At 60.4% G+C, this 23,018-nt stretch carries 29 protein-coding genes; 22 read left to right on the top strand and 7 right to left on the bottom strand.

The features are described from left to right. The first annotated feature begins 274 nt into the window (after positions 1-274). Both FXO12_RS04520 and FXO12_RS04515 read left to right on the top strand, forming a co-directional pair. Positions 275-460: a hypothetical protein gene (locus tag FXO12_RS04520; RefSeq protein WP_034127495.1), complete on the top strand. Its 186-nt coding sequence runs from the start codon at positions 275-277 to the stop codon at positions 458-460. A 143-nt stretch (positions 461-603) separates the two neighbouring features. Beyond that, positions 604-885 (top strand): hypothetical protein, encoded by a 282-nt coding sequence (locus FXO12_RS04515; protein WP_003191312.1) that lies wholly within the window; start codon positions 604-606, stop codon positions 883-885. Between the two features lie 5 nt (positions 886-890). Here the strand turns inward: FXO12_RS04515 and FXO12_RS04510 are convergent, their stop codons facing one another. Both FXO12_RS04510 and FXO12_RS04505 read right to left on the bottom strand, forming a co-directional pair. Beyond that, positions 891-1,121, bottom strand: coding sequence for a hypothetical protein (locus FXO12_RS04510; RefSeq protein WP_034127497.1), 231 nt, complete (start codon positions 1,119-1,121; stop codon positions 891-893). A gap of 145 nt (positions 1,122-1,266) precedes the next feature. After that, positions 1,267-1,617, bottom strand: a complete 351-nt coding sequence (locus FXO12_RS04505) for a hypothetical protein (RefSeq protein WP_003191317.1) — start codon at positions 1,615-1,617, stop codon at positions 1,267-1,269. A gap of 213 nt (positions 1,618-1,830) precedes the next feature. On the opposite strand from FXO12_RS04505, the gene FXO12_RS04500 reads away from it, so the two are divergent. From FXO12_RS04500 to FXO12_RS04455, 11 genes are all read left to right on the top strand, one after another. Beyond that, complete coding sequence (locus tag FXO12_RS04500; protein ID WP_003191319.1) at positions 1,831-2,133, top strand: DUF1883 domain-containing protein; 303 nt, start codon at positions 1,831-1,833, stop codon at positions 2,131-2,133. Between the two features lie 26 nt (positions 2,134-2,159). Continuing rightward, positions 2,160-2,327, top strand: coding sequence for a hypothetical protein (locus FXO12_RS28705; RefSeq protein ID WP_087149541.1), 168 nt, complete (start codon positions 2,160-2,162; stop codon positions 2,325-2,327). A 3-nt stretch (positions 2,328-2,330) separates the two neighbouring features. Continuing rightward, positions 2,331-2,996 (top strand): DNA oxidative demethylase AlkB, encoded by a 666-nt coding sequence (alkB, locus tag FXO12_RS04495; RefSeq protein ID WP_057975847.1) that lies wholly within the window; start codon positions 2,331-2,333, stop codon positions 2,994-2,996. 75 nt (positions 2,997-3,071) lie between these two features. Continuing rightward, complete coding sequence (ada, locus tag FXO12_RS04490; RefSeq protein ID WP_057975845.1) at positions 3,072-4,145, top strand: bifunctional DNA-binding transcriptional regulator/O6-methylguanine-DNA methyltransferase Ada; 1,074 nt, start codon at positions 3,072-3,074, stop codon at positions 4,143-4,145. 71 nt (positions 4,146-4,216) lie between these two features. Next, the gene (locus FXO12_RS04485) at positions 4,217-5,281 is read left to right on the top strand and encodes a nitronate monooxygenase family protein (RefSeq protein ID WP_057975843.1); all 1,065 of its coding nucleotides are present in this window, start codon (positions 4,217-4,219) and stop codon (positions 5,279-5,281) included. Between the two features lie 112 nt (positions 5,282-5,393). Further along, positions 5,394-6,146 carry a molybdate ABC transporter substrate-binding protein gene (gene modA / locus FXO12_RS04480; RefSeq protein ID WP_054898424.1) on the top strand — a complete coding sequence of 251 codons (753 nt, stop codon included), beginning with the start codon at positions 5,394-5,396 and terminating at the stop codon, positions 6,144-6,146. Next, entirely contained in the window at positions 6,147-6,827 is a 681-nt protein-coding gene (gene modB / locus FXO12_RS04475) for a molybdate ABC transporter permease subunit (RefSeq protein ID WP_057975841.1), read from the top strand. A gap of 5 nt (positions 6,828-6,832) precedes the next feature. Beyond that, positions 6,833-7,912 carry a molybdenum ABC transporter ATP-binding protein gene (gene modC, locus FXO12_RS04470; protein ID WP_057975839.1) on the top strand — a complete coding sequence of 360 codons (1,080 nt, stop codon included), beginning with the start codon at positions 6,833-6,835 and terminating at the stop codon, positions 7,910-7,912. 74 nt (positions 7,913-7,986) lie between these two features. Next, positions 7,987-9,036, top strand: coding sequence for a DNA topoisomerase IB (locus FXO12_RS04465; RefSeq protein ID WP_057975837.1), 1,050 nt, complete (start codon positions 7,987-7,989; stop codon positions 9,034-9,036). A 123-nt stretch (positions 9,037-9,159) separates the two neighbouring features. Next, positions 9,160-10,794 carry an ABC-F family ATP-binding cassette domain-containing protein gene (locus FXO12_RS04460; RefSeq protein ID WP_054897336.1) on the top strand — a complete coding sequence of 545 codons (1,635 nt, stop codon included), beginning with the start codon at positions 9,160-9,162 and terminating at the stop codon, positions 10,792-10,794. A 69-nt stretch (positions 10,795-10,863) separates the two neighbouring features. After that, positions 10,864-11,568, top strand: coding sequence for a YoaK family protein (locus FXO12_RS04455; protein WP_057975835.1), 705 nt, complete (start codon positions 10,864-10,866; stop codon positions 11,566-11,568). A gap of 148 nt (positions 11,569-11,716) precedes the next feature. Here the strand turns inward: FXO12_RS04455 and FXO12_RS04450 are convergent, their stop codons facing one another. The 4 genes from FXO12_RS04450 to FXO12_RS04435 all read right to left on the bottom strand — a co-directional run bounded on the left by FXO12_RS04450 (position 11,717) and on the right by FXO12_RS04435 (position 13,534). Continuing rightward, positions 11,717-12,070, bottom strand: coding sequence for a hypothetical protein (locus FXO12_RS04450; RefSeq protein WP_054897292.1), 354 nt, complete (start codon positions 12,068-12,070; stop codon positions 11,717-11,719). Between the two features lie 173 nt (positions 12,071-12,243). After that, positions 12,244-12,555 carry an AzlD domain-containing protein gene (locus FXO12_RS04445; protein WP_014718527.1) on the bottom strand — a complete coding sequence of 104 codons (312 nt, stop codon included), beginning with the start codon at positions 12,553-12,555 and terminating at the stop codon, positions 12,244-12,246. After that, a complete protein-coding gene (locus tag FXO12_RS04440; protein ID WP_054897293.1) occupies positions 12,552-13,247 on the bottom strand; it encodes an AzlC family ABC transporter permease in 696 nt (231 codons plus the stop codon). The genes FXO12_RS04445 and FXO12_RS04440 overlap by 4 nt, the downstream gene beginning before the upstream one ends. Before the next feature lie 71 nt (positions 13,248-13,318). Then, entirely contained in the window at positions 13,319-13,534 is a 216-nt protein-coding gene (locus FXO12_RS04435; RefSeq protein ID WP_003191339.1) for a hypothetical protein, read from the bottom strand. A gap of 177 nt (positions 13,535-13,711) precedes the next feature. On the opposite strand from FXO12_RS04435, the gene FXO12_RS04430 reads away from it, so the two are divergent. From FXO12_RS04430 to FXO12_RS04395, 8 genes are all read left to right on the top strand, one after another. After that, positions 13,712-14,068, top strand: a complete 357-nt coding sequence (locus FXO12_RS04430; protein ID WP_034127507.1) for a metalloregulator ArsR/SmtB family transcription factor — start codon at positions 13,712-13,714, stop codon at positions 14,066-14,068. Positions 14,069-14,087: 19 nt separating this feature from the next. Beyond that, a complete protein-coding gene (locus FXO12_RS04425) occupies positions 14,088-15,371 on the top strand; it encodes an arsenic transporter (RefSeq protein ID WP_057975833.1) in 1,284 nt (427 codons plus the stop codon). A gap of 11 nt (positions 15,372-15,382) precedes the next feature. Continuing rightward, a complete protein-coding gene (locus FXO12_RS04420) occupies positions 15,383-15,865 on the top strand; it encodes an arsenate reductase ArsC (protein ID WP_057975831.1) in 483 nt (160 codons plus the stop codon). 276 nt (positions 15,866-16,141) lie between these two features. Then, a complete protein-coding gene (locus FXO12_RS04415; protein ID WP_054897296.1) occupies positions 16,142-16,753 on the top strand; it encodes a LysE family transporter in 612 nt (203 codons plus the stop codon). A gap of 318 nt (positions 16,754-17,071) precedes the next feature. Beyond that, positions 17,072-17,365, top strand: coding sequence for a hypothetical protein (locus tag FXO12_RS04410; RefSeq protein ID WP_054919099.1), 294 nt, complete (start codon positions 17,072-17,074; stop codon positions 17,363-17,365). A gap of 236 nt (positions 17,366-17,601) precedes the next feature. Continuing rightward, a complete protein-coding gene (gene mgtA, locus FXO12_RS04405) occupies positions 17,602-20,316 on the top strand; it encodes a magnesium-translocating P-type ATPase (protein WP_057975829.1) in 2,715 nt (904 codons plus the stop codon). Positions 20,317-20,380: 64 nt separating this feature from the next. After that, positions 20,381-20,728 carry a DUF2493 domain-containing protein gene (locus tag FXO12_RS04400; protein ID WP_003191350.1) on the top strand — a complete coding sequence of 116 codons (348 nt, stop codon included), beginning with the start codon at positions 20,381-20,383 and terminating at the stop codon, positions 20,726-20,728. Between the two features lie 18 nt (positions 20,729-20,746). Further along, positions 20,747-21,559 carry a hypothetical protein gene (locus FXO12_RS04395; protein ID WP_054919102.1) on the top strand — a complete coding sequence of 271 codons (813 nt, stop codon included), beginning with the start codon at positions 20,747-20,749 and terminating at the stop codon, positions 21,557-21,559. Here FXO12_RS04395 and FXO12_RS04390 read toward each other — a convergent pair. Further along, positions 21,556-22,254 (bottom strand): tellurite resistance TerB family protein, encoded by a 699-nt coding sequence (locus tag FXO12_RS04390; RefSeq protein WP_034127613.1) that lies wholly within the window; start codon positions 22,252-22,254, stop codon positions 21,556-21,558. The genes FXO12_RS04395 and FXO12_RS04390 overlap by 4 nt on opposite strands. 124 nt (positions 22,255-22,378) lie before the next feature. Between FXO12_RS04390 and FXO12_RS04385 the strand changes: the two genes are divergently transcribed. Further along, positions 22,379-22,906 (top strand): DinB family protein, encoded by a 528-nt coding sequence (locus FXO12_RS04385; RefSeq protein ID WP_054897299.1) that lies wholly within the window; start codon positions 22,379-22,381, stop codon positions 22,904-22,906. Positions 22,907-23,018 lie beyond the last annotated feature (112 nt).

The raw sequence follows: 23,018 nt of genomic DNA, 5'->3' as shown, positions 1-23,018 counted from the left end.
CGCAGTCTAATCAGGCCGCAGTCACCTTACAATGGGGTTCTGCTGGCGTTGCGATGTCATCATAGAGAAAAAATGTCGGCGTAAGTTCCGCTGATCCTGCAATGGGTGTCACCAACGGTTGGTCAGAACTCGCGTCGACCCCTTGTTTGAAAGGGCTGCAATGGTTTTAGCACGCTTTTGCACCCCTGGCACTGACCCGCAACAACTTGCGCCCTGCCCCGGCATTTGGCGCTATCATGGGCGCCTTGAACCAAGACCACGAGATTGCCAACAGATGTCAGAACCAAAAGGTGTAAACGGCTACCTGATCACTAAGCGAGCAGACGGCTGGCACTTGATCAATTTTCACGGTGACAGCGTTGCCGGCGTATTCGAGTCCGAAAGCATGGCGATCGCCGTCGCCGAAGTGTTTGTGGATGAGGCAGGCCATGCATCGAGCAAGCGGCCGAAAACCAAGTAAGCCTCTTTGCACTGCTTTGAAAGCCCCGTTAAACGGGGCTTTTTTGTGTTTGTCTGTACCTAGATGGCAGTTCGCTATAATCTTCAACAACGCCACGACAGTGTCAGCGCGCCCTTCCAATACCCTCGATGACGACCCCCTCTATGAAAAAAATCCTGGCACTGACCGCGGTACTGGCACTCGCCGGCTGCACCACCGCCTCCGACACCCTGCTGAAAAATGGCGAGCAAGGCCTGACCATCGACTGCTCGGGCGAGGCCAATTCATGGGCCAGTTGCTACGAGAAGGCGGACGCCTCCTGCGCGGGCACCGGTTACCGCATCGTCGGCACCAATGGCACGCCGGCACTCAAGGAAAGCGACAAGACCCTGGGCCAGGACGTGGGCAACTTCAAAGGCCGCAGCGTGGTGGTGGTCTGCAAGTAACGTTGCTACAAGTGCACTTCAGCGAACTTGATCCCCAGGCCCCGCAGGATTTCGATCAAGTCATCCAGGCGAGCAAATGATTCGACCTCATCCTGTTCGTCCACCAGGAAGTAGCTGCGCCCGCCGCTCTTCTTGAAAAATACGATCCACTCGCCCAGATCGGCGGGGTTCTGGATGACATGGGTGGCCGAGATCTGCCCTTCGGCATGGCGGGCTTTGACGTGTTCTCGTTTCATAACCGGCTTTCCAGAAAAACAAATGCCGCTCAAACCCCGGGTTTGAGCGGCATCTTTATAGTGAATGCCCGACAGTTTAACGGATGCATACCGTCCCTGCAGGGTAAGGGCTTTTTTTATCGGGTGTGAGGGATGAGTCTGGAGCTCAACCGGAAATGCATTCTTCCCCCGCCTTCTTCACGTCGCCCGGGCGGATCGGCACATTGGACATGCTTTCATAAAGCTTGATGCTGCTACCGCTGGAGCGGTCTTCGATTTCAAAGATCGCCGACGGGTCTGCCGAGAACTTCTGCGGCACGATCACCTGAATGCCGTCTTTATGGGGTTCGATCTGCGGCGGCCGACGGGTCGCCTCCAATTTGCGTACCACACACGCCGCATATTCCTGCGGTTTCTTCCCTGAGATGACCACCAATGTTGGCGGGGTCTGCTTGATATCTGCAACCGAAGCACACCCACCTATTGCCAAGGCCAGCACCAACACACTCCACTTCATACAAAAACCTCCGATAAAGACCCTACGACAGCGGGGATGGTAATTTTCTCCCACCAACGTAGGATTTATCTGTGATAACTCGGTAAATAACTGTTTTAAATTGTCGAAGTCGTCGACGACGGCCCGATAATAAACGCGCTGGGGCTGATAAACTCCATCTTAACCTACGTATCGTTCTGATTTTTCAGAAAAAGCCCTTCTGGAGACACCCCCATGAAATTCATCCACCAGCGTGAGCACCTCAACGAGGGAGACATTGTCGTCATCGAATGCTCGCAGACCTGCAATATTCGCCTGATGAGCGATGCGAACTTTCGCAGCTTCAAAAATGGCGGCCGCCATACCTACCACGGCGGCGCATTTGATAAATTCCCGGCCAAGATCACCGCGCCCAGCACCGGGTTCTGGAACATCACCCTGGATGTGGTGACCCGTCGCGCCATCAGCGTGACCCGCAAACCTGCGTTGTCCCACAAGATCCGTATCGTTCGTCGTACCAGCAGCAAGCTGAGCTGACCTGAACACCTGACAGGAAAAAAGCTGTGACCACCACAACCAAATACGTCATCAAGTACAAGCTCAACGGCGAACGCCGCTTTGAATTTGCCCAGTTGCAAAACAACAGCATCGAAGAAGCCAAGCAAGCCTTGGCAAAAATTCATGATGCCAGCGACGAAATCACCGACATCAACGTGAGCAAGGCGCTGTAAGCCATGCCTGGCCCTACCGCCGATTTGTTTGCCGACGAGGCCCTGCAACAGCCTGCCGGGCGCGAGCGAATTGGCGAAGAGTCCTATGTACTAAGGGGCTATGCCCTGCCCTGGATCGAGCGGTTATTGCCTGAACTGCGGCGTGTCCTGGCTCAATCACCGTTTCGGCAGATGGTCACCCCCGGCGGCTTTACCATGTCTGCGGCGCTGAGCAGTTGCGGCGAGCTGGGCTGGACCACCGACGCCCATGGCTATCGCTATAGCCCACTCGACCCGCGCAGCCAGCAACCTTGGCCCGTCATGCCCGACACATTGCGCCAACTGGCGGTGGCTGCGGCTACCGAGGCCGGCTTTGGCGGTTTTCAACCCGATGCCTGCTTGATCAACCGTTACGTACCGGGGGCGAAGATGTCCCTGCATCAGGATAAGAACGAGCGCAGCTACAGCGCGCCCGTGGTGTCGGTGTCCCTGGGGCTGCCGGCGATTTTCCTGTTCGGTGGCCATGCGCGCAGCGACAAAACCCAAAAGGTCTCGCTGTTTCATGGTGATGTGGTGGTGTGGGGCGGCGTTGATCGCCTGCGCTTTCATGGCGTGATGCCGATCAAGGACGGCGTGCTTCCGGTCATGGGCCCGCAGCGCATCAACCTGACCTTTCGCACCGCCGGTTAATTTGACCGCAAGCTTCGGAGTGTCGATTGCGAGCGGCAGGCTTAATCTGCTCCTGAACCGTCAAGAGTGCAGGCCATGAACAACGAACACGATCCGCGCTGGGCTGCCATTATTGCCCGTGATGCCAAGGCTGACGCATTGTTTGTCTACGGCGTGAAAACCACCGGCGTGTATTGCCGCCCCAGCAGCGCTTCGCGTTTGCCGCGCCCGGAGAATGTCGAGTTTTTCGACACGCCGGCGCAGGCCGAAGCCGCCGGTTATCGTCCCAGTAAACGCTCTGCCGGCGACCAGACCCAGTTGGCCGCTCACCATGGGCAATTGGTGGCCGAGGCCTGCCGGCAAATCGAACAGGCCGAAACCCCGCCCAGCCTGGACATGCTCGCCCGATGCGCCGGGCTGAGTCCCTTTCACTTCCACCGCGTATTCAAAGCCAACACCGGGTTGACCCCCAAGGGTTACGCCAGCGCCCTGCGTTCGCGCAGAGTGCGCGACGGCCTCAAGGGCCAGCATTCGGTGACGGACACCCTGTATGACGCGGGCTTTAATTCCAATAGCCGCTTTTATGAAGCCGCCGACCAAGTGCTCGGCATGAGACCTCGAGACTACAAAGGCGGCGGCGCCAATAACACCATCCGCTTTGCCGTTGGCCAGTGCTCGCTGGGGGCGATTCTGGTGGCGCAAAGCCAACGTGGCGTGTGTGCGATTTTATTGGGTGATGATCCGGACAAACTGGTGCGCGACCTGCAAGACCAGTTTCCCAAGGCTGAGTTGATCGGCGCGGATCAGGGTTTCGAACAACTGGTGGCCCACGTCGTCGGCTTTGTCGAGGCCCCTGCCTTGGGCCTGGATTTGCCCTTGGACCTGCGCGGCACAGCCTTTCAGGAGCGGGTGTGGCAGGCGTTGCGCGAAATCCCTGCGGGCAGCACCGCCAGCTATGCGCAGATTGCCCAGCGTATCGGTGCCCCCTCCTCCTTTCGCGCCGTGGCCCAGGCTTGCGGTGCCAACCACCTGGCGGTGGCGATTCCCTGTCATCGCGTGGTGCGCAGCAATGGCGAGCTGTCGGGCTACCGCTGGGGCGTAGAGCGTAAGCGCCAGTTACTCGAGCGCGAAACCCAGCCCCACAAAACGCCGCTTCCGTCCAGTGAATAAAACAGACTGGCCGGGTGCTGATTGCCCTGCTAAAACAGCGAAAAGCCCTACTAACGCTGGAGAAGCACCCCATGAGCACCTGGCCAGACACCCGCATCCTTGACCTGTTGGGCATTGAGGTGCCGATTATCCAGGCGCCGATGGCTGGCGCGACGACCACCGCCATGGTCATCGCCGCCCAGCAAGCCGGAGCCCTGGGCTCGATGCCTGCGGCGGCGCTGAGCCTGGAGCAACTGCGCGATGCCTTGGATCTCATTCGCCAGGCCAGTCATGCGCCGCTGAACATCAACTTCTTCTGCCATCAACCCCCCGATGCCGATGACGCGCGGGACCAGGCTTGGAAGGCCTTGCTGCAACCTTACTACTATGAGCTGGGCGCCGACTTCGATGCGCCAACCCCGGTGTCCAACCGCGCGCCGTTCAATGACGCAGCCTGCCAGGTAGTAGAAGCGTTTCGGCCAGAAGTGGTGAGCTTTCATTTTGGCCTGCCAGAGAAGTCTTTGCTGGACCGGGTAAAAGCCACCGGTGCCAAGGTGCTGTCATCGGCCACCACTGTCGAGGAAGCCGTGTGGCTGGAACAGCACGGCTGCGACGCGATTATCGCCATGGGCATCGAAGCTGGTGGGCATCGTGGCCTGTTTCTCAGCGATGACCTCAACAGCCAGATCGGCTTGATGGCGCTGCTACCGCAGATTGTCGACGCGGTCAGCGTGCCGGTGATTGCTGCGGGCGGAATCGGCGATGCGCGCGGCATCGTCGCCGCCTTTGCGCTGGGCGCTTCGGCAGTGCAGGTCGGCACGGCATACCTGTTCACACCCGAAGCTACGGTAAGCGCCTCCCATCACCATGCGCTGCGCCATGCCCAAGCCAGCGAAACCGCGCTGACCAACCTGTTTACCGGCCGCCCGGCGCGGGGCATCGTCAACCGGGTGATGCGTGAGCTCGGCGCAATCAATCCAGCGGCGCCGGCGTTCCCCAAAGCCGGCGGCGCATTAATGCCACTCAAGGCCAAGGATGAAGCCGGTTTCAGTAACCTGTGGGCAGGCCAGGCCCTGAGGCTGGGCAAAGACCTGTCCACCTATGACCTGACCCGCGAATTGGCCGAGCACGCGATAGCCCGATTCACCCGCGACTGACCTGCGCAGCAACTTGGTGCTGTACCGGCAATAGCCTACCGCTATATATTCCCATACATAGCGGTAAGCCTCTTTACCTACAACCTGCCGTACACCTTCAAGGAGTTGCTTCATGATGACCCGCGTTTCGCGCCTGGCACCCCTGCTTGCCGCCTTTGCCTTGGGTACGGCCCATGCCGATGAAGTGCAGGTGGCCGTGGCCGCCAACTTCACCGCACCGATCCAGGCGATTGCCGCCGATTTCGAGAAAGACACCGGCCATAAACTGGTCGCGGCTTACGGTGCCACCGGGCAGTTCTACACCCAGATCAAGAACGGCGCGCCATTTGAGGTGTTCCTCAGCGCCGATGACACCACCCCGCAAAAACTCGAAAGCGAAGGCGCTACGGTCAAGGGTTCACGCTTCACCTACGCGGTCGGCACCCTGGCGCTGTGGTCGGCCAAAGAAGGCTATGTGGATGCCAAGGGTGATGTGCTGAAGAAAAACCAATTCAAGCACTTGTCCATCGCCAACCCCAAAACAGCGCCCTACGGCCTGGCCGCCACCCAATTGCTGGCCAGGGAAGGCTTGAGCGACCAGGTCAAGGACAAGCTCGTCGAGGGCCAGAACATCACCCAGGCTTATCAGTTTGTGTCCACCGGCAACGCCGAGCTGGGTTTTGTGGCCTTGTCGCAGATCTACAAAGACGGCAAAGTCACCGGCGGTTCGGCGTGGATTGTTCCGGCGTCCCTGCATGACCCGATCAAACAGGACGCCGTAATCCTCAACAAGGGCAAGGACAGCGCCGCCGCCAAGGCTCTGGTGGACTACCTCAAAGGCCCGAAAGCGGCTGCCGTTATCAAATCCTACGGTTACGAGCTGTAAATGCCCCTGACGAGTGCTGATTTTTCTGCGATCTGGTTGACCCTCAAACTGGCCTCACTGACCACCCTGATCCTATTGATCATCGGCACACCGATCGCCCTGTGGCTGTCGCGCACCCGTTCCAAGTGGCGCGGCCCCATCGGCGCAGTGGTCGCACTGCCGTTGGTGTTGCCGCCAACGGTCATCGGCTTTTACTTGCTGTTGGGCATGGGGCCCAACGGGTACGTCGGCCAGTTCACCCAATGGCTGGGCGTGGGCACCCTCACCTTCAGTTTCGCCGGGCTGGTGATTGGCTCGGTGATCTACTCCATGCCCTTCGTGGTGCAGCCGTTGCAGAACGCGTTTTCTGCCATCGGCACGCGCCCGCTGGAAGTGGCCGCGACCTTGCGCGCCAACCCGTGGGACACGTTTTTCACGGTGATCCTGCCGCTGGCACGCCCTGGGTTTATCACCGCCTCGATCCTGGGCTTTGCCCATACCGTCGGTGAGTTCGGCGTGGTGCTGATGATCGGCGGCAATATCCCGGACAAGACCCGTGTCGTCTCGGTGCAGATCTACGACCACGTCGAAGCCATGGAATATGCCCAGGCCCATTGGCTGGCCGGGGCCATGGTGGTGTTCGCCTTCCTCGTGTTGCTGGCGCTCTATTCCAGCCGTAAAACCAAGATGGGCTGGAGCTGATCGCGATGATGGATATACGCCTGCACCTGAAGTATTGCGCCTTCACACTGGATGTTGACCTGCAATTACCCGGCCGTGGCGTGAGCGCGCTGTACGGGCATTCTGGCTCCGGCAAGACCACGTGCCTGCGCTGCATCGCCGGATTGGAACGCGCCGAACACGGTTTTGTACAAGTCAACGGCGAGGTCTGGCAAGACAGCAGCAAAGGGATGTTTGTACCGCCGCATAAACGCGCTCTGGGCTATGTGTTCCAGGAGGCGAGCCTGTTTGCGCACCTGTCGGTGCGCGCCAATCTGGAGTTCGGCCTCAAACGTATTCCGCGCCCGCAACGGCGCGTGGACTTGGCCCAGGCCACCGAACTGTTGGGCATCGGGCACTTGCTTGAGCGTCACCCGCAACACTTGTCCGGCGGCGAGCGCCAACGCATCGGCATCGCCCGCGCCTTGCTCACCAGCCCCAAGTTGTTGTTGATGGATGAACCACTGGCGGCGCTGGACAGCCAGCGCAAAAGCGAGATATTGCCTTACCTGGAACGCCTGCACGACGAGCTGGATATCCCGGTGCTGTACGTCAGCCATGCCCAGGACGAAGTGGCGCGACTGGCCGACCATATTGTCTTGCTCAGCGACGGTAAGGCCCTGGCCAGCGGCCCGATCGGCGAGACCCTGGCGCGCCTCGATCTGCCCCTGGCGCTGGGCGACGATGCCGGCGTGGTGATCGCCGGCAGCGTCGTTGCCTACGACGCGCACTATCAGTTGCTCACTCTGCAGTTGCCCGATTGCCCGTTGCAGATGCGCGTGGCCCATGTCCCGCTGGCGGTGGGCAACCCGCTGCGGGTCAAGGTACAGGCACGGGATGTAAGCCTGAGCCTGCAGGCCCAGGAACACAGCAGCATCCTCAACCGCTTGCCGGTGACCGTCACCCAGACTATTGGCGCGGACAACAGCGCCCACGTGCTGGTGCGCCTCGACGCCGGCGGCACGCCCTTGCTGGCACGCATCACGCGCTTCTCACACGACCAGTTGCAACTGCATCCGGGCCAGACACTGTGGGCGCAAATCAAGGCGGTGGCGGTGCTGGCTTAACCATTTGGCACGACCGCAGGGTGCTGCGGTCAATCAGACATACCGGCCTGATTTGTTGCCAAGGAACCCGCCCCATGCCTGACTCTTCGCTACCCGCCGACCTGCCCCGCGACCTGCATTATGTGGATGACACCCAGCCCGGCATCCGCCGTAAAAAAGTGCGAGGCAAGTTCCAGTATCTGAACGCCAAGGGCGAGCGCATTATCGACGCGGACGAAATAAAACGCCTGAACGCCTTGGCGGTGCCGCCCGCCTACACCGACGTGTGGATCTGTGCCGACCCTCGCGGCCACCTGCAAGCCACCGGCCGCGACGCCCGTGGCCGCAAGCAATACCGTTACCACCCACGCTGGCGCGAGGTGCGCGACAGCGACAAGTACTCGCGCTTGCAGGCTTTTGGCGCCGCGTTGCCCAAATTGCGCAAACAGCTCGAAGCTCAAATCGCCGAGCCGGGGTTTACCCGCGAAAAGGTGTTGGCCACGGTGGTGATGTTGCTGGACGCCACGCTGATCCGCGTCGGCAATACCCAATATGCCCGTGAAAACAAATCCTACGGGCTGACCACCTTGCGCAACCGCCATGTGGACATCAAGGGCAGTGAGATCCAGTTCCAGTTTCGTGGCAAGAGTGGCGTGGAGCACCAAGTCAGCGTCAAGGATCGGCGCCTGGCCCGGGTGGTCAAGCGTTGCATGGAATTGCCAGGGCAAAACCTGTTCCAGTACCTGGACGAAGACGGTGAGCGGCATACCGTCAGCTCCCAGGACGTCAACGACTACCTGCACAGCCTGACCGGCGAAGACTTTACCGCCAAGGACTACCGCACCTGGGCTGGTACAGCAATGGCGCTGGCAGTGTTGCGCGAGTTGGCGTGGCAGCCCGAATCCGACGCCAAGCGGCATGTGGTGGCGATGGTCAAGGATGTCTCCCGGCAGTTGGGCAATACGCCGGCGGTGTGCCGCAAGTGTTATATCCATCCGGCGGTGCTCGAGCATTTCAGCCTCGGCGAGTTGTCGAAGTTGCCCAAGCCGCGGGTGCGCAAAGGCTTGAAAGCCGAAGAAGTCGCGCTGGCGATGTTCCTGGAAAAACTGGCCGAAGACTTGCCGCACAAAGTTAAGGTGGGTTAGGCTCTGCCTCCCTTCTGACTCACGGGATGACCGCCGACGTGAACATCTAAGCCTTCCAAAATGTATCTGCAACGAGCCGCTGGCGCGCTTGTTGGCCTGTTCGACATTTTTTTGGAGGTGCTGATGACTGACGTCAAACGGCTGCCCGCTCTTGTTTCCCTGCAACACCTGTCTTTCCAGTTCGCCAATGGCGAAACCTTGCTGGCCGACGTGAACCTGTCCATTGATCAAACGCCTACCGGTATCGTCGGGCGCAATGGACGGGGCAAAAGTATCCTGGCCAAGTTGATGGCCGGCGTGCTGCTGCCCTCCTCCGGCACGTTGAAAAAACCGGCCCACGTTGCCTATGTGCCCCAGGCCATCACGGCTCAACCAGGGCAAACCATCGCCGATATCACCGCAACTGCCGCAGCCTTGGCTGCCCTTGCACGTATGGCCCAGGGCGATGCACGCCTCGGTGACCTGGAACTGATCGACGATCGCTGGGACCTCGCCGAGCGCCTGCGCCAGGCACTGGATGCAGCGGGTTTGCAGACCCTCAGTGCCAGTACCCCGGCCGATCAACTCAGCGGTGGCCAACTCGCCAGGGTCGCGCTGATCGGGGCGTTGTTGGCTGCGCCGCAGTTGCTGATTCTGGATGAGCCCAGTAACCACCTTGATGCTGCCGGGCGCGATTGGCTGTTGCGTGTGTTGCGCGATTGGCGAGGTGGCCTGGTGGTGGTCAGCCATGATCGACAGTTGCTCAACGTCATGGGTCGCATCATTGAGCTTTCGCCCCTTGGCATTCAGGTCTACGGCGGCAACTACGACGCCTATCGCCAGCAACGCGATACTCACCAGCAGGCCGCGATTGCTGCGTGGGAACAGGCGCGTCTGGCCCGCAGCCGTGAGCGTCGGCGTCTGCAAAAAGACCACGACGACCTGCAGCGCCATGCCGCACGCGCACGTAAACAGGCCGAGACCGCCAACGTCGACCGTTTTACCAAGGCGCGCTGGAAAAGCGCAGCAAAGGAGATCGTCAGCAGCGTGCGTAGCGCCCATCATGCGTGCAAAAACCAACTCGACGCCCAGGTGCGCCAGGCTTACGAGCGCGTGGCGGATGAGACGCCCACACTGCTCGCATTATCAGGCTCGACGGTCCCCAATGGCCGCCAGGTACTGGTGCTGGAGCAGGCGCAATTGCCCTGGCTCGATCCCCTGGCGCCCGTCAGCTACCTGACGCTAAACCTGACAGGTCCGGCTCGCGTTGCCGTGCGTGGGCCGAACGGTTGCGGCAAATCGACCTTGCTCAAACTGCTGGCCGGCCACTGGCAGGCGGTCAGTGGCAAGTGCAGCGTAGCGGTGCCCAGTGCGTACATTGATCAGCACCTGGCGCTGCTGGACGACCGGCGCAGCCTTGTCGAGCAACTCAACCTGCTCGACACGCCGCTGGCCGAAGCCGAACTGCGCACACGTCTGGCGTTTTTGCAGCTGGACGCGCTGCGGGTTACGCAGCCGGCAGGGCAACTCAGCGGCGGCGAGCGCTTGAAAGCCGCGATGGCCCTGGCCTTGTGGCGTGATACACCGGCGCAATTACTGTTGTTGGATGAACCCACCAATCACCTGGACCTGGAGTCAGTGCTAGCGTTTGAGCAGGCTTTGAAGGGGTTTACCGGCGCGCTGCTGGCCGTATCACACGACGAGGCATTCTTGCAGGCGATCGAGCCGACTCACCATCTGACGTGGCACGCCACCGGCTGGCAACTGGAGCGTGTCTGAGGTCATTGCGCGGACAGGCAAAGCGCCCTACGGTAGTGGCCGGATAATCTCACCGAGGAAACCAGCCCCATGCTGCCTTCGTCCCGCAAGCCTTACACCAATGCCACGCTCGCCCGTCGTCAGCGCTGGCGCGGGCGCGTGGGCTTGATGCTGGTGGCCTGCCTGTCGGTGCTGGCGGGCATGACCGATGCGATCGGTTTTATGGCCAGCGGCGATTTCGTCTCGTTCATGAGTGGTAACACCACGCGCCTGGCGGTGGCCATCAGTGCGGGCGACCTGGGGCTCACCGGGCGCCTGGTATTGCTGGTCACCACCTTCGTGGTCGGCAATGCCTTGGGCGTGCTGGTCAGCCGTTTCAGCAAGCGCCATGCGTTGCCCTTATTACTGTGCATCGGCGCCTTGCTCTGCGCTGCGGCGTTGTGGCCATCGACCGACACCTTGCCCGCGTTGCTCGCAGCTATCATTGCCATGGGCATGCTCAACGCGGCCGTCGAGGAAGTGAACGGGCTGCCGGTGGGGCTGACCTACGTCACCGGAGCGCTGTCACGCTTTGGTCGCGGGCTCGGCCGTTGGTTATTGGGGGAGCGCCGCAATGGCTGGCGCGTGCAATTGATTCCGTGGGGCGGGATGTTCATTGGCGCTGTGATCGGTGCACTGCTGGAACAGCAGATGGGCCTGCGCGCATTGTGGGTCAGTGGTGCGTTGGCTGCGGCCTTGGGGGTGGCGACACTGTTGATTCCGCGACGCTGGCACTTGGGTTTCATGCCCCGGTGAGGTTGGGGTGGAGGAGCTCGTTCGACGTTTAAGCCTCGACATCCGTGTACCGGTAAAGAGCCATCACGTCGAACGAGCAAGTGAATCATAGGCCAATGCCCAGCGGCTGTCCCGCCAGGCATTTCGGAATATGGCTAAGGCAACCGACTTACAGACAAGTGGCCAGTGCTGCCAGGCGACGTTTGGCCGGCATATTGTCCTGTGCTGCATAGTAGTTGACCGTAGAACCCGCGCCGGTGCTGAGTACATCGACAAAGTAATCGCCACCGGTGGTATACACCGTAAAACCACCCGCCTCGGTCGCTTCCTTGAAGCCGCCAGCATCGACGCCGAACACGCTTTCATCCTGCCAGCCGAACTGGATGCACTGGGCAACGACCAGAGTGGCCTTGTCTGATGCCAGGGTCTTGTAGGGGCTGCCTGCGCGCGCTTCCTTCATCTTCGAACCGGCGCAACCGGTCAGTGCCGCCAGTATCAATGCGCCCATTACCACTTTGTGCATGCCATTGCTTCCTTGGAAAAACCGTGACTCTACCACTGTGCGTCTGCCAACTGACGCGCCCATGAACTTTGTTTCACTGTGAAGGGCAAACACGCCGCCTATAGTGGCCAGGCTCATTTTTTAGAAGTCTCCCTTCTGCCCGCCACCCCGCGGGCTTTTTTTTTGCCCGGGTGTCAAAACCACCAACGGAACAGATAGAACAGCGCCATGCTCAATAGCACCGTGGTCAACACGCTGCGCGTCCAGTACATCAACGCCACGGCGCAGATGCCGGCCAGCAGATAAGGGTTGCTCGGGCTCAGGTTGAGCCGATGGTCAGCCAGGAAAATAATCGGCCCGCAGATCGCGGTGAGCATGCCCGGCACGGCGAAGCCCAGAAATTCACGCGCACCGCGATTGAGCCGTACTGGCAAGCGCGGCTCGATAAACAGGTAACGGTTGAAGAACACCACCAGGCCCATGGCCACAATCATCAGGTAAATCATCGTTGCCCCACTCCCAGCCGTTTACAGGCAAACCCCGCGCTCATCCCCAACACACCCGAGACCACCACCGCCGACTCCCAGTGCAGATAACTCAACCAGACCGAGCTCAGCAGTGCCACGGCAACGCATACCACCGTGGGCACGTCGCGCACCACAGGGGTGATCAAGGCGATAAAGGTCGCGGCAATCGAGAACTCCAGCCCCAATTGATCAAGGCCGGGAATGCTTTTGCCCAGCACAATGCCGGCAAGGGTGAAGAGGTTCCAGACCAGGTAAAACGTCAGGCCGACGCCCAGGGCGTACCAGCGGTTGAAGGTCTCGCGGTCGTAGTGGTTGACCAGGGCAAAGAATTCATCGGTCAACAAGAACCCCAGGCTCATGCGCCAACGGGTGTTGAGCGAAGACAGCGTAGGACGCATGTGCATGCCATAGAGCAGATGCTGGGATGTGAGCAGCAAAGTGGTCAGCACGATGGAAATCAGGCTGGCACCGCTCTTGACCATGCCGATGGCCACCAGTTGTGCGGCACCGGCAAACACAATGGCAGACAAGCCTTGGGCTTGCAGCGGGGTAAATTGCGCGTCAATGGCCATGGAGCCGGCCAGCAACCCCCAGGGCGCACAGGCCAGGGATAAGGGAATGACGGCGATGGCGCCGCGGGTGAAGGCGTAATGAGGTAATGCAGTGGGCATGGAAGCGGCTCATCGACAGACAGTCGACAAGCATGCCAGCGCGAACGAAAGCTTGTCTTGAACGATCTTGCTCAGGCGAGCTTTACCGAAACCTGCTCCACCGAATCCCGGGCTTCGCGCAATTCATACGCATCCTGGTTCAGCCGGTGGATGGTATTGAGCAGGCGCTGGCGCAGCACTTCATCGCCGAGTTTTTCCACGGCGCGCATCAGGTCAAAGGCCGCGGTTTCGTTATTTTCCGCGACGGAATCCAGGGTCTTGCGCAGGTTGCGGGTGGCTCGGGTCACGCGGGGTCTTCCTTCATCAGCAATGGGCAGGCACGTTAGGACATTTGTGTTTCATTTTAATTTCAAACAGTTGTGGCGCTTTCAAAGGGTTTTGATCCATATCAATTGAAACAAGATTTGACCTATATATATGCAAATACGTATATTCGAATATCTCTACTTGAAAAGTCCTTGACCATGTCAGACCTCTTCTCTCCTCCCACCCTGTTCAAGTGCCTGGCCGATGCCACCCGTGCACGGGTGACCTTACTGATCCTGCGCGAGGGCGAACTTTGCGTGTGTGAGTTGATCCATGCCTTGGACGACAGCCAGCCAAAAATCTCCCGCCATCTCGCGCAATTGCGCAGTTGCGGGCTACTGGTGGACCGACGTCAAGGGCAATGGATCTACTACCGCATCAATCCGGCACTGCCCGCCTGGGTTACTCAGGTGCTGGACACCACTCTGCAAGCCAACCAGCCATGGTTGCAGGATGACGCACTGCGTCTGAATGCAATGGGCGACAGACCACAACGGGCCAGCACCTGCTGCTGAGCCATCGGAGCGTTTATTCATGCTTGTCGCAATTGCGATTTTCCTCGTCACCATCGTGCTGGTCATCTGGCAACCCAAGGGCCTGGGCGTCGGCTGGAGTGCCACACTGGGCGCGATCCTGGCGCTGGCCTGCGGGGTGATCAGCCTGGCGGACATCCCGGCGGTGTGGCAGATCATCTGGAACGCCACCGGCACCTTCGTCGCGCTGATCATCATCAGCCTGTTGCTGGACGAAGCCGGTTTCTTCGCCTGGACGGCGCTGCATGTGGCGCGCTGGGGCCGTGGCCGCGGCCGGCGGTTGTTTGCCTATATGGTGTTGCTGGGTGCGCTGGTATCGGCGCTGTTTGCCAACGACGGTGCGGCGTTGATCCTGACGCCTATCGTGATGTCGATGCTGCTGGCCTTGCGCTTTTCCCCGGCGGCGACCCTGGCCTTCGTCATGGGCGCAGGGTTTATCGCCGACACGGCGAGCCTGCCGCTGGTGGTGTCGAACCTGGTGAATATCGTCTCGGCGGACTATTTCAAGATTGGCTTCAACGAATACGCCGCGGTGATGGTGCCGGTGAACCTGGTCAGTGTCGCCGCCACGCTCGCGGTGCTGCTGTGGTTTTTCCGCCGGGATATTCCGCAGACCTACAACCCGTCCGACCTGGAAGATCCCGCCAGTGCCATCCATGACCGTGCGACCTTTCGTGCCGGCTGGTGGGTACTCGGTATTTTGCTGGTCGGCTGTTTCGCTCTGGAACCATTGGGCATTCCCATCAGTGCGATCTCCGCGTTCTGTGCGGTACTGCTGCTGGTGATTGCTGCCAAAGGTCATCAAATTTCCACGCGTAAAGTCCTCAAGGAAGCCCCGTGGCAGATCGTGATTTTTTCCCTGGGCATGTACCTGGTGGTCTATGGCCTGCGTAACGCCGGCCTGACCGACTACCTGGCCACCTGGCTTGACACCTTCGCCACCTATGGTGTGTGGGGCGCGGCCATGGGCACCGGGGTGCTGACAGCGCTGCTCTCATCAGCCATGAATAACCTGCCGACCGTGCTGATTGGCGCGTTGTCCATCGAGTCCAGCCATGCCGTGGGCGTGGTCAAGGACGCGATGATCTACGCCAATGTGATCGGCAGCGACCTGGGCCCGAAAATCACCCCCATCGGCAGCCTGGCCACCTTGTTGTGGTTGCATATCCTGGCACGCAAAGGCATCACCATCACCTGGGGTTACTACTTCAAGGTCGGGATCGTGCTGACCCTGCCCGTCCTGCTGGTCACCCTCGCCGCCCTCGCCTTGCGCCTGAGCATCTAAAGGAGACTGCAATGAAAGTGCTGTTCATGTGTACCGCCAACAGTTGCCGCAGCATCTTGTCCGAAGCGATGTTCAACCACCTGGCGCCGCCGGGCTTTGAAGCGATCAGCGCCGGCAGTTTTCCCAAGGGCCAGGTGTTGCCACGTAGCCTGAGCACGCTGCAGGCGGCGGGCATCAGCATCGAAGGTTTGTACAGCAAGGGCAATGAGGCCTTTCAAGACAGCCCGCCTGATGTGGTCATCACCGTGTGCGATAAAGCAGCCGGTGAAGCGTGCCCCGTATATTTCGGCCCAGCGGTGAAGACGCATTGGGGCCTGGAGGACCCTTCCGAAGTGCAGGGTGACGAGGCGCAAGTAGAGGCAGCATTCAAGGCCACCCTCGACATTATCACCGCACGCTGCGAGGCGTTTTTTGCGCTGCCCTTTGCACGTCTATCGCCGGATGAATTGAAGGCTGAACTCCACCGCATTGCCTCAACGCCGCAGACTGTGTAGGAGCGAGCTTGCTCGCGAAAAACTCATAGGCACCGCGGTCATTCAGGAAACGCGCGTTATCGTTGACGCTTTTCGCGAGCAAGCTCGCTCCTACAGGGGGCGCTGATCCTGTGGGCAATACACGGCCAGTGTGGGAGCTGGCTTGCCTGCGATAGCGGTGGTTCAGTTGAAGATTCAGTCGCTGACGCGCCGCCATCGCGGGCGTTCCTACAGAGGGCGTGGTATCCCTCTCCCGGACTGACGTATGCTCTGGCACTTTCTCGAAAGGAACTGAGCATGCTGTCGATCTTTGTCTATGCGCTGGTATTCGGTTTTGTATTTTGCCTTTCCCCCGGCGCCGTGCTGGCAGAGACTCTGCGCCGCGGCTTGCTCCATGGCTTCACGCCGGCGTTGCTGGTGCAGTTCGGCTCACTGGTGGGCGACGCCGTCTGGGCCGTGATTGGCCTCACCGGTATCGCACTGCTGATCCAGCATGATGCAGTGCGGGTTCCACTTACAATCGTCTGCGCGCTGTACCTGGCCTGGCTGGGCATTCGCAGCCTGATTGATGCCTGGCAGTTACCGGCAATGGACAATGCCCCTGCCAGCTCAGGCAAAAATGCGTTGGCGGTGGGCGCGGCGATTTCCTTGGCTAATCCGAAAAACATCGTCTACTGGGGCGCCTTGGGAAGCGCACTGTCGGGGATTGTCGGCACCACCCCCAGTCACGGACAGACCCTGATGTTTTTTGCCGGCTTCATGCTGGCGTCGGTACTCTCGTGTTTTCTTACCGCCGCCTTGGTGAACCTGCTACGCAAGAACGCATCACCGACTTGGCAGCGTGTGAGTTATGCGGCCTGCGGTTTAGTATTGATCTATCTGGCACTCCTCGCCGCGCAAGGTGTATGAAGTTATTCAACCCACAACTTACGCGCGCCTCTTGTCTGAACAAACTCTGAACACTGGTTAATTTAATTAATCATACGTTGACATTCACTGACGCCCTGAGTAGATTGCCCGTGCCCGCAACTGGGGCCTTTTTTAAACCTCACAAAAGAAGCCAATGGACACAGTATCTAGTCGCTGTCCGAGCACCGCCTTTGCGGGCATCGGGCGCCAAACCCAGAATATGACAGGACTCGCGTTCCAGGTCCGGTAAGCTGCGCTAGAGCTTGATGCTCCACCGTAACTGCCTCACCGGTCGCCCGTCCGGTCCCGAGGTGTGTTATGACCTTCCAACTCCTTGTTTTGCCTGATACGCGCACACTGGTCGCAGCCCTGCGCGCCAAGCTGTGCCGAGCGCCGGCGGGCTTTTCGCCAACCCGCTCGACCTTTGTCACACCCTCCCCTCAAGTGCGCCCAGCCCCGCCGCTGGCGCACTGGCGTATCTGCCCTGAAAGCGGCCACCTGGTGCAGCACTGGGATCATGCCGACCCTCAAGACCCGCAGAGACCCCAGGTTTCCTGCCTGGCGCAAGCGCGCTTGATGCTCGGTTTCTACCTGAGTACTCGCGCCGCCTGACCTCGCTGGAAACAGCAACTTTCTTATTGATGACCCTGGAGTTCTTTATGAACACGTCCAGTAGTAGCCTGCTGCACGCTAGTTAACTAACGTGCTGTTAGCGGGCCCTTCAGAAGTTATGTGAATACTTTATTTGAACCGATCGCGAAGTCCGCGGCTCGGCATGCTTTCGCTCGCCTGTCTGCAGGTAAGTAGTGGGTATGTTTTGTCGAGAATTGGCGACAGGAGTACAGACAATGAGCGCCGTAAAAAACACGCCTCTGCACAAGAAAAATGGCACCGCCCCCGACACCAGGCTGTCGATGCGTGCCGCCCGCGAAGCCCACAATGGCCTGGCGGCCACCCTCGCCAATGTACGCGCCACCCAGGACGGCCTGACCGAACTGGACGCCTCGGCGCGCCTGCAACGCGAAGGCTATAACGAAGTGGCCCATGACAAGCCGCCACACGCTATCGTCCAGTTCCTGCAGGCACTGAACAACCCCTTCATCTACGTGCTGTTGACCCTGGGCGGTATCAGCTTTGTCACCGACTATTGGTTGCCACTTCAGGCAGGTGAAGAAGTTGACCTGACCAAAGTCATCATCATCATGACCATGGTGTTGCTCAGCAGCCTGCTGCGTTTCTGGCAAGAACACCGCTCGGCCAAATCCGCAGAAGCCCTCAAGGCCATGGTACGCACCACCGCCACCGTGCTGCGCCGCGAGCAGGTTGGCGCCCAGCCGGTCTTGCGCGAAGTGCCGATGCGCGACCTGGTGGCCGGCGACATCGTGCAGCTGTCAGCCGGCGACATGATCCCCGCGGATATCCGCCTGATCGAGTCCCGCGACCTGTTTATCAGCCAGGCCGTGCTGACCGGCGAAGCCTTGCCGGTGGAGAAGTACGACACCCTGGGCGATGTCACGCAAAAGTCCGCCTCTACCCTGGCCGCCGACCAGGGCAACCTGCTGGACTTGCCGAACATCTGCTTCATGGGCACCAACGTGGTCAGCGGCCGCGCCAAAGCAGTGGTGGTGGCAACAGGGCCGCGCACTTACTTTGGCTCCCTGGCCAAGGCGATTGTCGGCTCGCGGGTGCAAACCGCCTTCGACCGGGGCGTGAACAGTGTCAGCTGGCTGCTGATCCGCTTCATGCTGGTGATGGTACCCATCGTGTTTTTCCTCAATGGCTTCTCCAAGGGCGATTGGGGCGATGCCTTCCTGTTTGCCCTGGCGGTAGCCGTCGGCCTTACCCCGGAAATGCTGCCGATGATCGTCAGCGCCAACCTGGCCAAGGGGGCTACGGCCATGGCCAAGCGCAAAGTGGTGGTCAAGCGCCTCAATGCGATCCAGAACTTCGGCTCGATGGATGTGCTGTGCACTGACAAGACCGGCACCCTCACCCAGGACAAGATCATCCTCGAGCATCACGTCAATGCCTTTGGCCAGCGCGATGACGCCGTGCTGTCCCTGGCGTGGCTCAACAGCTTTCACCAGAGCGGCATGAAAAACCTGATGGACCAGGCGGTGGTGCAGTTCTCGGAACAGAACCCCAAGTTCCAGGTGCCGTTTGCCTACAGCAAGGTCGATGAATTGCCGTTCGACTTTGTCCGTCGTCGCCTGTCGATCGTGGTCAAGGATGCCGCCGGTGATCAGTTGCTGGTATGCAAGGGCGCGGTGGAAGAGATGCTGAGCATTTCTACCCATGTCATGGAGGCCGGCGAAGCCTTGCCCCTGGATGACCGCCGTCGTGAAGCGCTACTGGCGCTCGCCAATGATTACAACGAAGACGGTTTCCGCGTGCTGGTGGTAGCGACCCGCAATATTCCTAAAGCGCTGGCACGCCAGCAGTACACCACCAGCGACGAACGCAACCTGGTGATCCAGGGCTTCCTGACCTTCCTGGACCCACCGAAGGAAACCGCAGGCCCGGCCATTGCGGCGCTGCAACAGATTGGCGTGGCGATCAAGGTGTTGACCGGCGACAACGCCGTGGTCACCAGCAAGATCTGCCGCCAGGTTGGCCTGGAACCCGGCCAGCCGCTGCTGGGCGTGGAAATCGAAGCCATGGACGACGCGACCCTGCTGCGCCGCGTAGAAGAGCGCACCGTATTCGCCAAGCTCACGCCGCTGCAAAAATCCCGCGTGCTCAAGGCGCTGCAAACCAACGGGCACACCGTCGGCTTCCTCGGTGACGGTATCAACGATGCACCGGCGCTGCGGGATGCCGATGTGGGTATTTCGGTGGACAGCGGCACCGACATCGCCAAGGAATCGGCCGACATCATCCTGCTGGAAAAGAGCCTGATGGTGCTGGAAGAAGGCGTGCTCAAGGGCCGCGAAACCTTCGGCAATATCATGAAGTACCTGAACATGACTGCCAGCTCCAACTTCGGCAACGTGTTCTCGGTGCTGGTGGCCAGCGCGTTCATCCCGTTCATGCCGATGCTGGCGATCCATCTGCTGCTGCAGAACCTGATGTACGACATCTCCCAACTGGCCCTGCCTTGGGACAAGATGGACAAGGAATACCTGGCCAAGCCACGCAAGTGGGATGCGAAAAACATCGGCCGCTTCATGATCTGGATCGGGCCGACCTCGTCGATCTTCGACATCACCACCTTTGCGCTGATGTGGTACGTGTTCTCGGCCAACAGTGTGGAAATGCAGACGCTGTTCCAGTCCGGCTGGTTTATCGAAGGGCTGCTCTCGCAAACCCTGGTGGTGCATATGCTGCGCACCCGCAAGATCCCGTTCTTCCAGAGCACGGCCGCCTGGCCGGTGTTGATGATGACCTGCATCGTGATCGCCCTGGGCATCTACGTGCCGTTCTCACCGCTGGGCACCCTGGTGGGCCTGCAACCGCTGCCGCTGGCGTACTTCCCATGGCTGGTGGGCACCTTGCTGGCTTACTGCTGCGTCGCCCAACTGATGAAGACGATCTACATCCGCCGCTTCAAGCAGTGGTACTGACCCTCCCCGCCGTTCAAACGCAGGCGGCCGCCCGGTCGCCTGCGTGCAATACAAGGATTTGCTCATGCGCGTGTTGATCTGTGCAGGTCGTCATTACGCCGACACCAAAAAGTCCCGCCATGTGCTGGACGCTTACCACCGCCTGCGCCCGGTGCAGGTACTGATCCACGGCGGCAACCAGTTCCTGGGCAGTGAGATCGAGGAATGGGCCCGGGAAATCGGTATCGACGTGGTGCGTTATCCACCCAATTGGCAGCGCCATGGCAAACAGGCGGAACGCCAGCGCAATCACTTCATGCTGGCCGACAGCCGCCCCGATCTGATCATTGCCCTGCCGGGCGGTGACGATACCTCGGAGCTGGTTTGCCAGGCCAAAGCCAGCGGCATTTCGGTGCTGACCGTAGAAAGCTGAACTCAAGCGAGGTGCATCATGCACAAAAAACACACGCCGGCACGCCGCGACGGGTTTGCCAAATATCGCGCACGCCACTCTCGCCACACCCTGCTGTTACTGCCGCCAGCAAAGCGCCGCGCATTGCAGCGCAACCTGATCTTTATCGGCGTGATCCTGGGCCTTGTCCTGGTGGCCGCGTTGATTTCAAAAGCCCAAGCCGCAGGCGGCGCTTATGTGGTTGACGACGGCGCGATCAACACGCCGGGTGAATGCAATGTCGACGCCTGGTACAGCGCCCAGCGGCACGCGGGCAGTACCCATAACGGCACCTTGTCGCCCGCCTGCACGTTCAGCGCCATGCCCGCCGTGCAATGGGGCGCCGCGTTGTCACGGGCCGTGGATGCAGGCAAAGGCGAGACGCAGATCAGCCCGCAAGCCAAGGTGCAGGTGCTGTCACGGCAAGACGTGGGCTTGGAACTGGCGATTGCTGTCGGGGCGCATGTCGCGCTGGATCGCCATCACGGGCTTGACGGCGCAGACCTGAACATCCCCCTGACATGGCAACCCCTGGATGCATTGCGCCTGAACCTGAACGCCGGCTGGAGCCACGCCTACAACGACGGTGATCAACAACATCGCCTGACCTGGGGCACGGGGTTCGAATATCAGTTGGCAGAGAAGCTCACGCTGATTGGCGAGCGGTATGGCCAGGAAGGCGGCGAACAGGCCTGGCAGGCTGGGCCGCGTTTGCACATTGGTGAATTTGTTGACGTGGACCTGCTGGTCGGGCGCAGCCTGATTGGCGATCGCGCCCAGTGGCTGACCACTGGGGCGACGCTGAGGTTCTAGGCTTTGGCCTGCTGCTCCAGATGCAGCTGCAATTGCGGATCGATTTGCAACTGACCGGCCAGGTCGTCGAGGTAATTGCGCTCGGCGTCCTGCTGATCATTGACCAGCATCACGCTCGCCAGGTAAATCTCCGCAGCGAGTGCGGGGTCATTGGCATACTCGGCAAAATCGGCGGCATCCAGGGGCTTGGCGACTTCGGCGTCGAGCCACTGCTGCAGTTGTGGGTCGTCGGTATGACGGCCGATCTCGGCAGAAATCATCTGCTGCTCTTGCGCATCGATTTTGCCATCGGCCTTGGCCGCCGCGATCAACGCACGCAGTACGCCGTGGCTATGGGCTTCGGCTTCAGGCCCTTCAAGCTGGTCAACGGTCTGGATAGCTTGCTGCGGTGCCGAAGCCTGTTGGCGTTGCCAGGCTTGATACGCCTGGAAGGCCGCCATCCCCAGGGACGCCAGCGCCGCGTAGTTCATCCCACCGCCGCTGCGCGTCTGGGTAGTACCACCTGCCGGAGCGCCGCCCAACAAGCCGCCCAGGCCACCTAATAAACCACCCAAACCGCCACCCGCCGCAGACGCATTGCCGGTGCCGGCGCCCTTCAACAACCCTCCAAGCAACCCGCCCAGGCCGCCGCCCGAAGCCCCGCCGCCTTGCTGCCCTGCACGCAACAGTTGTTCCAGTAGATCGCTGGTATTCATGGTGTCGCCCTCCGGGGCGCAATAGTGGCATTGATCAAACATAGTCCTCCCGCGATGGAACACCATGACCGTCGGGCGGGCAAGCTTTATGATGGCGCCATCACGCCAAGAAGGGAGAACCGCGGTGAACCGCATCGAGCACATTGCGCTGATGGCCACCTATAACCAATGGATGAACCGCAAGGTCTACGACGCCGCCGCCGCCCTGACGCACGCGCAGTTGACCCTGGACCGCCAAGCGTTTTTCGGTTCGATCTTCGGCACCTTGAACCACCTGATGCTGGGTGACACCGTCTGGCTCAAGCGCTTCGCCGAACACCCGGCCAACTTTGCGGCCTTGGCGCCGCTGAACGGGGTTGCCACGCCCGGCGACCTCAAGCAACTGGCCTTCGCCAGTCTTGCCGAACTAGCGGCCCATCGCGCCTGGCTGGATCAACTCATCATCGATTGGGCCCACAGCCTGCAAGAGCCCCACCTCGACCAACGCCTGCGTTATCACAACATGCGCGGCGTGGCCGCCGAGAAACCCTTCTTCGGTTTGCTGGTGCACTTTTTCAACCACCAGACTCATCACCGCGGCCAGGTGACGACACTGCTGAGCCAGGCGGGTGTGGACGTGGGGGTCACCGACTTGCTGGCACTGATTGACTGAAGGCCGACGGTCAATGTGGGGGCTTGCCTGCGATGGCGGTGTAACAGGTTCAATACCTGTGACTGACACATCGCTATCGCAGGCAAGCCAGCTCCCACAGTTGCCCCATATT

The sequence above is a fragment of the Pseudomonas sp. J380 genome (assembly GCF_009827115.1).
In the GTDB taxonomy this organism is placed as follows: Bacteria; Pseudomonadota; Gammaproteobacteria; order Pseudomonadales; family Pseudomonadaceae; genus Aquipseudomonas; species Aquipseudomonas paracarnis.
The sequence above is the reverse complement of the archived record's forward strand: the minus strand, read 5'-3'. Positions and strand labels throughout refer to the sequence as shown.

Coding starts and splice junctions, on each gene's coding strand:
- FXO12_RS04520 (WP_034127495.1), top strand. CDS start 275: ATGTCAGAACCAAAAGGTGTAAACGGCTACCTGATCACTAAGCGAGCA.
- FXO12_RS04390 (WP_034127613.1), bottom strand. CDS start 22,254: ATGAATACCAGCGATCTACTGGAACAACTGTTGCGTGCAGGGCAGCAA.
- FXO12_RS04425 (WP_057975833.1), top strand. CDS start 14,088: ATGCTTGTCGCAATTGCGATTTTCCTCGTCACCATCGTGCTGGTCATC.
- modC (WP_057975839.1), top strand. CDS start 6,833: ATGATGGATATACGCCTGCACCTGAAGTATTGCGCCTTCACACTGGAT.
- FXO12_RS04500 (WP_003191319.1), top strand. CDS start 1,831: ATGAAATTCATCCACCAGCGTGAGCACCTCAACGAGGGAGACATTGTC.
- FXO12_RS04505 (WP_003191317.1), bottom strand. CDS start 1,617: ATGAAGTGGAGTGTGTTGGTGCTGGCCTTGGCAATAGGTGGGTGTGCT.
- FXO12_RS04410 (WP_054919099.1), top strand. CDS start 17,072: ATGACCTTCCAACTCCTTGTTTTGCCTGATACGCGCACACTGGTCGCA.
- alkB (WP_057975847.1), top strand. CDS start 2,331: ATGCCTGGCCCTACCGCCGATTTGTTTGCCGACGAGGCCCTGCAACAG.
- modA (WP_054898424.1), top strand. CDS start 5,394: ATGATGACCCGCGTTTCGCGCCTGGCACCCCTGCTTGCCGCCTTTGCC.
- FXO12_RS04420 (WP_057975831.1), top strand. CDS start 15,383: ATGAAAGTGCTGTTCATGTGTACCGCCAACAGTTGCCGCAGCATCTTG.
- FXO12_RS04450 (WP_054897292.1), bottom strand. CDS start 12,070: ATGCACAAAGTGGTAATGGGCGCATTGATACTGGCGGCACTGACCGGT.
- FXO12_RS04440 (WP_054897293.1), bottom strand. CDS start 13,247: ATGCCCACTGCATTACCTCATTACGCCTTCACCCGCGGCGCCATCGCC.
- FXO12_RS04485 (WP_057975843.1), top strand. CDS start 4,217: ATGAGCACCTGGCCAGACACCCGCATCCTTGACCTGTTGGGCATTGAG.
- FXO12_RS04510 (WP_034127497.1), bottom strand. CDS start 1,121: ATGAAACGAGAACACGTCAAAGCCCGCCATGCCGAAGGGCAGATCTCG.
- FXO12_RS04415 (WP_054897296.1), top strand. CDS start 16,142: ATGCTGTCGATCTTTGTCTATGCGCTGGTATTCGGTTTTGTATTTTGC.
- FXO12_RS04430 (WP_034127507.1), top strand. CDS start 13,712: ATGTCAGACCTCTTCTCTCCTCCCACCCTGTTCAAGTGCCTGGCCGAT.
- mgtA (WP_057975829.1), top strand. CDS start 17,602: ATGAGCGCCGTAAAAAACACGCCTCTGCACAAGAAAAATGGCACCGCC.
- FXO12_RS04465 (WP_057975837.1), top strand. CDS start 7,987: ATGCCTGACTCTTCGCTACCCGCCGACCTGCCCCGCGACCTGCATTAT.
- FXO12_RS04445 (WP_014718527.1), bottom strand. CDS start 12,555: ATGATTTACCTGATGATTGTGGCCATGGGCCTGGTGGTGTTCTTCAAC.
- ada (WP_057975845.1), top strand. CDS start 3,072: ATGAACAACGAACACGATCCGCGCTGGGCTGCCATTATTGCCCGTGAT.
- modB (WP_057975841.1), top strand. CDS start 6,147: ATGCCCCTGACGAGTGCTGATTTTTCTGCGATCTGGTTGACCCTCAAA.
- FXO12_RS04400 (WP_003191350.1), top strand. CDS start 20,381: ATGCGCGTGTTGATCTGTGCAGGTCGTCATTACGCCGACACCAAAAAG.
- FXO12_RS04460 (WP_054897336.1), top strand. CDS start 9,160: ATGACTGACGTCAAACGGCTGCCCGCTCTTGTTTCCCTGCAACACCTG.
- FXO12_RS04395 (WP_054919102.1), top strand. CDS start 20,747: ATGCACAAAAAACACACGCCGGCACGCCGCGACGGGTTTGCCAAATAT.
- FXO12_RS04455 (WP_057975835.1), top strand. CDS start 10,864: ATGCTGCCTTCGTCCCGCAAGCCTTACACCAATGCCACGCTCGCCCGT.
- FXO12_RS04515 (WP_003191312.1), top strand. CDS start 604: ATGAAAAAAATCCTGGCACTGACCGCGGTACTGGCACTCGCCGGCTGC.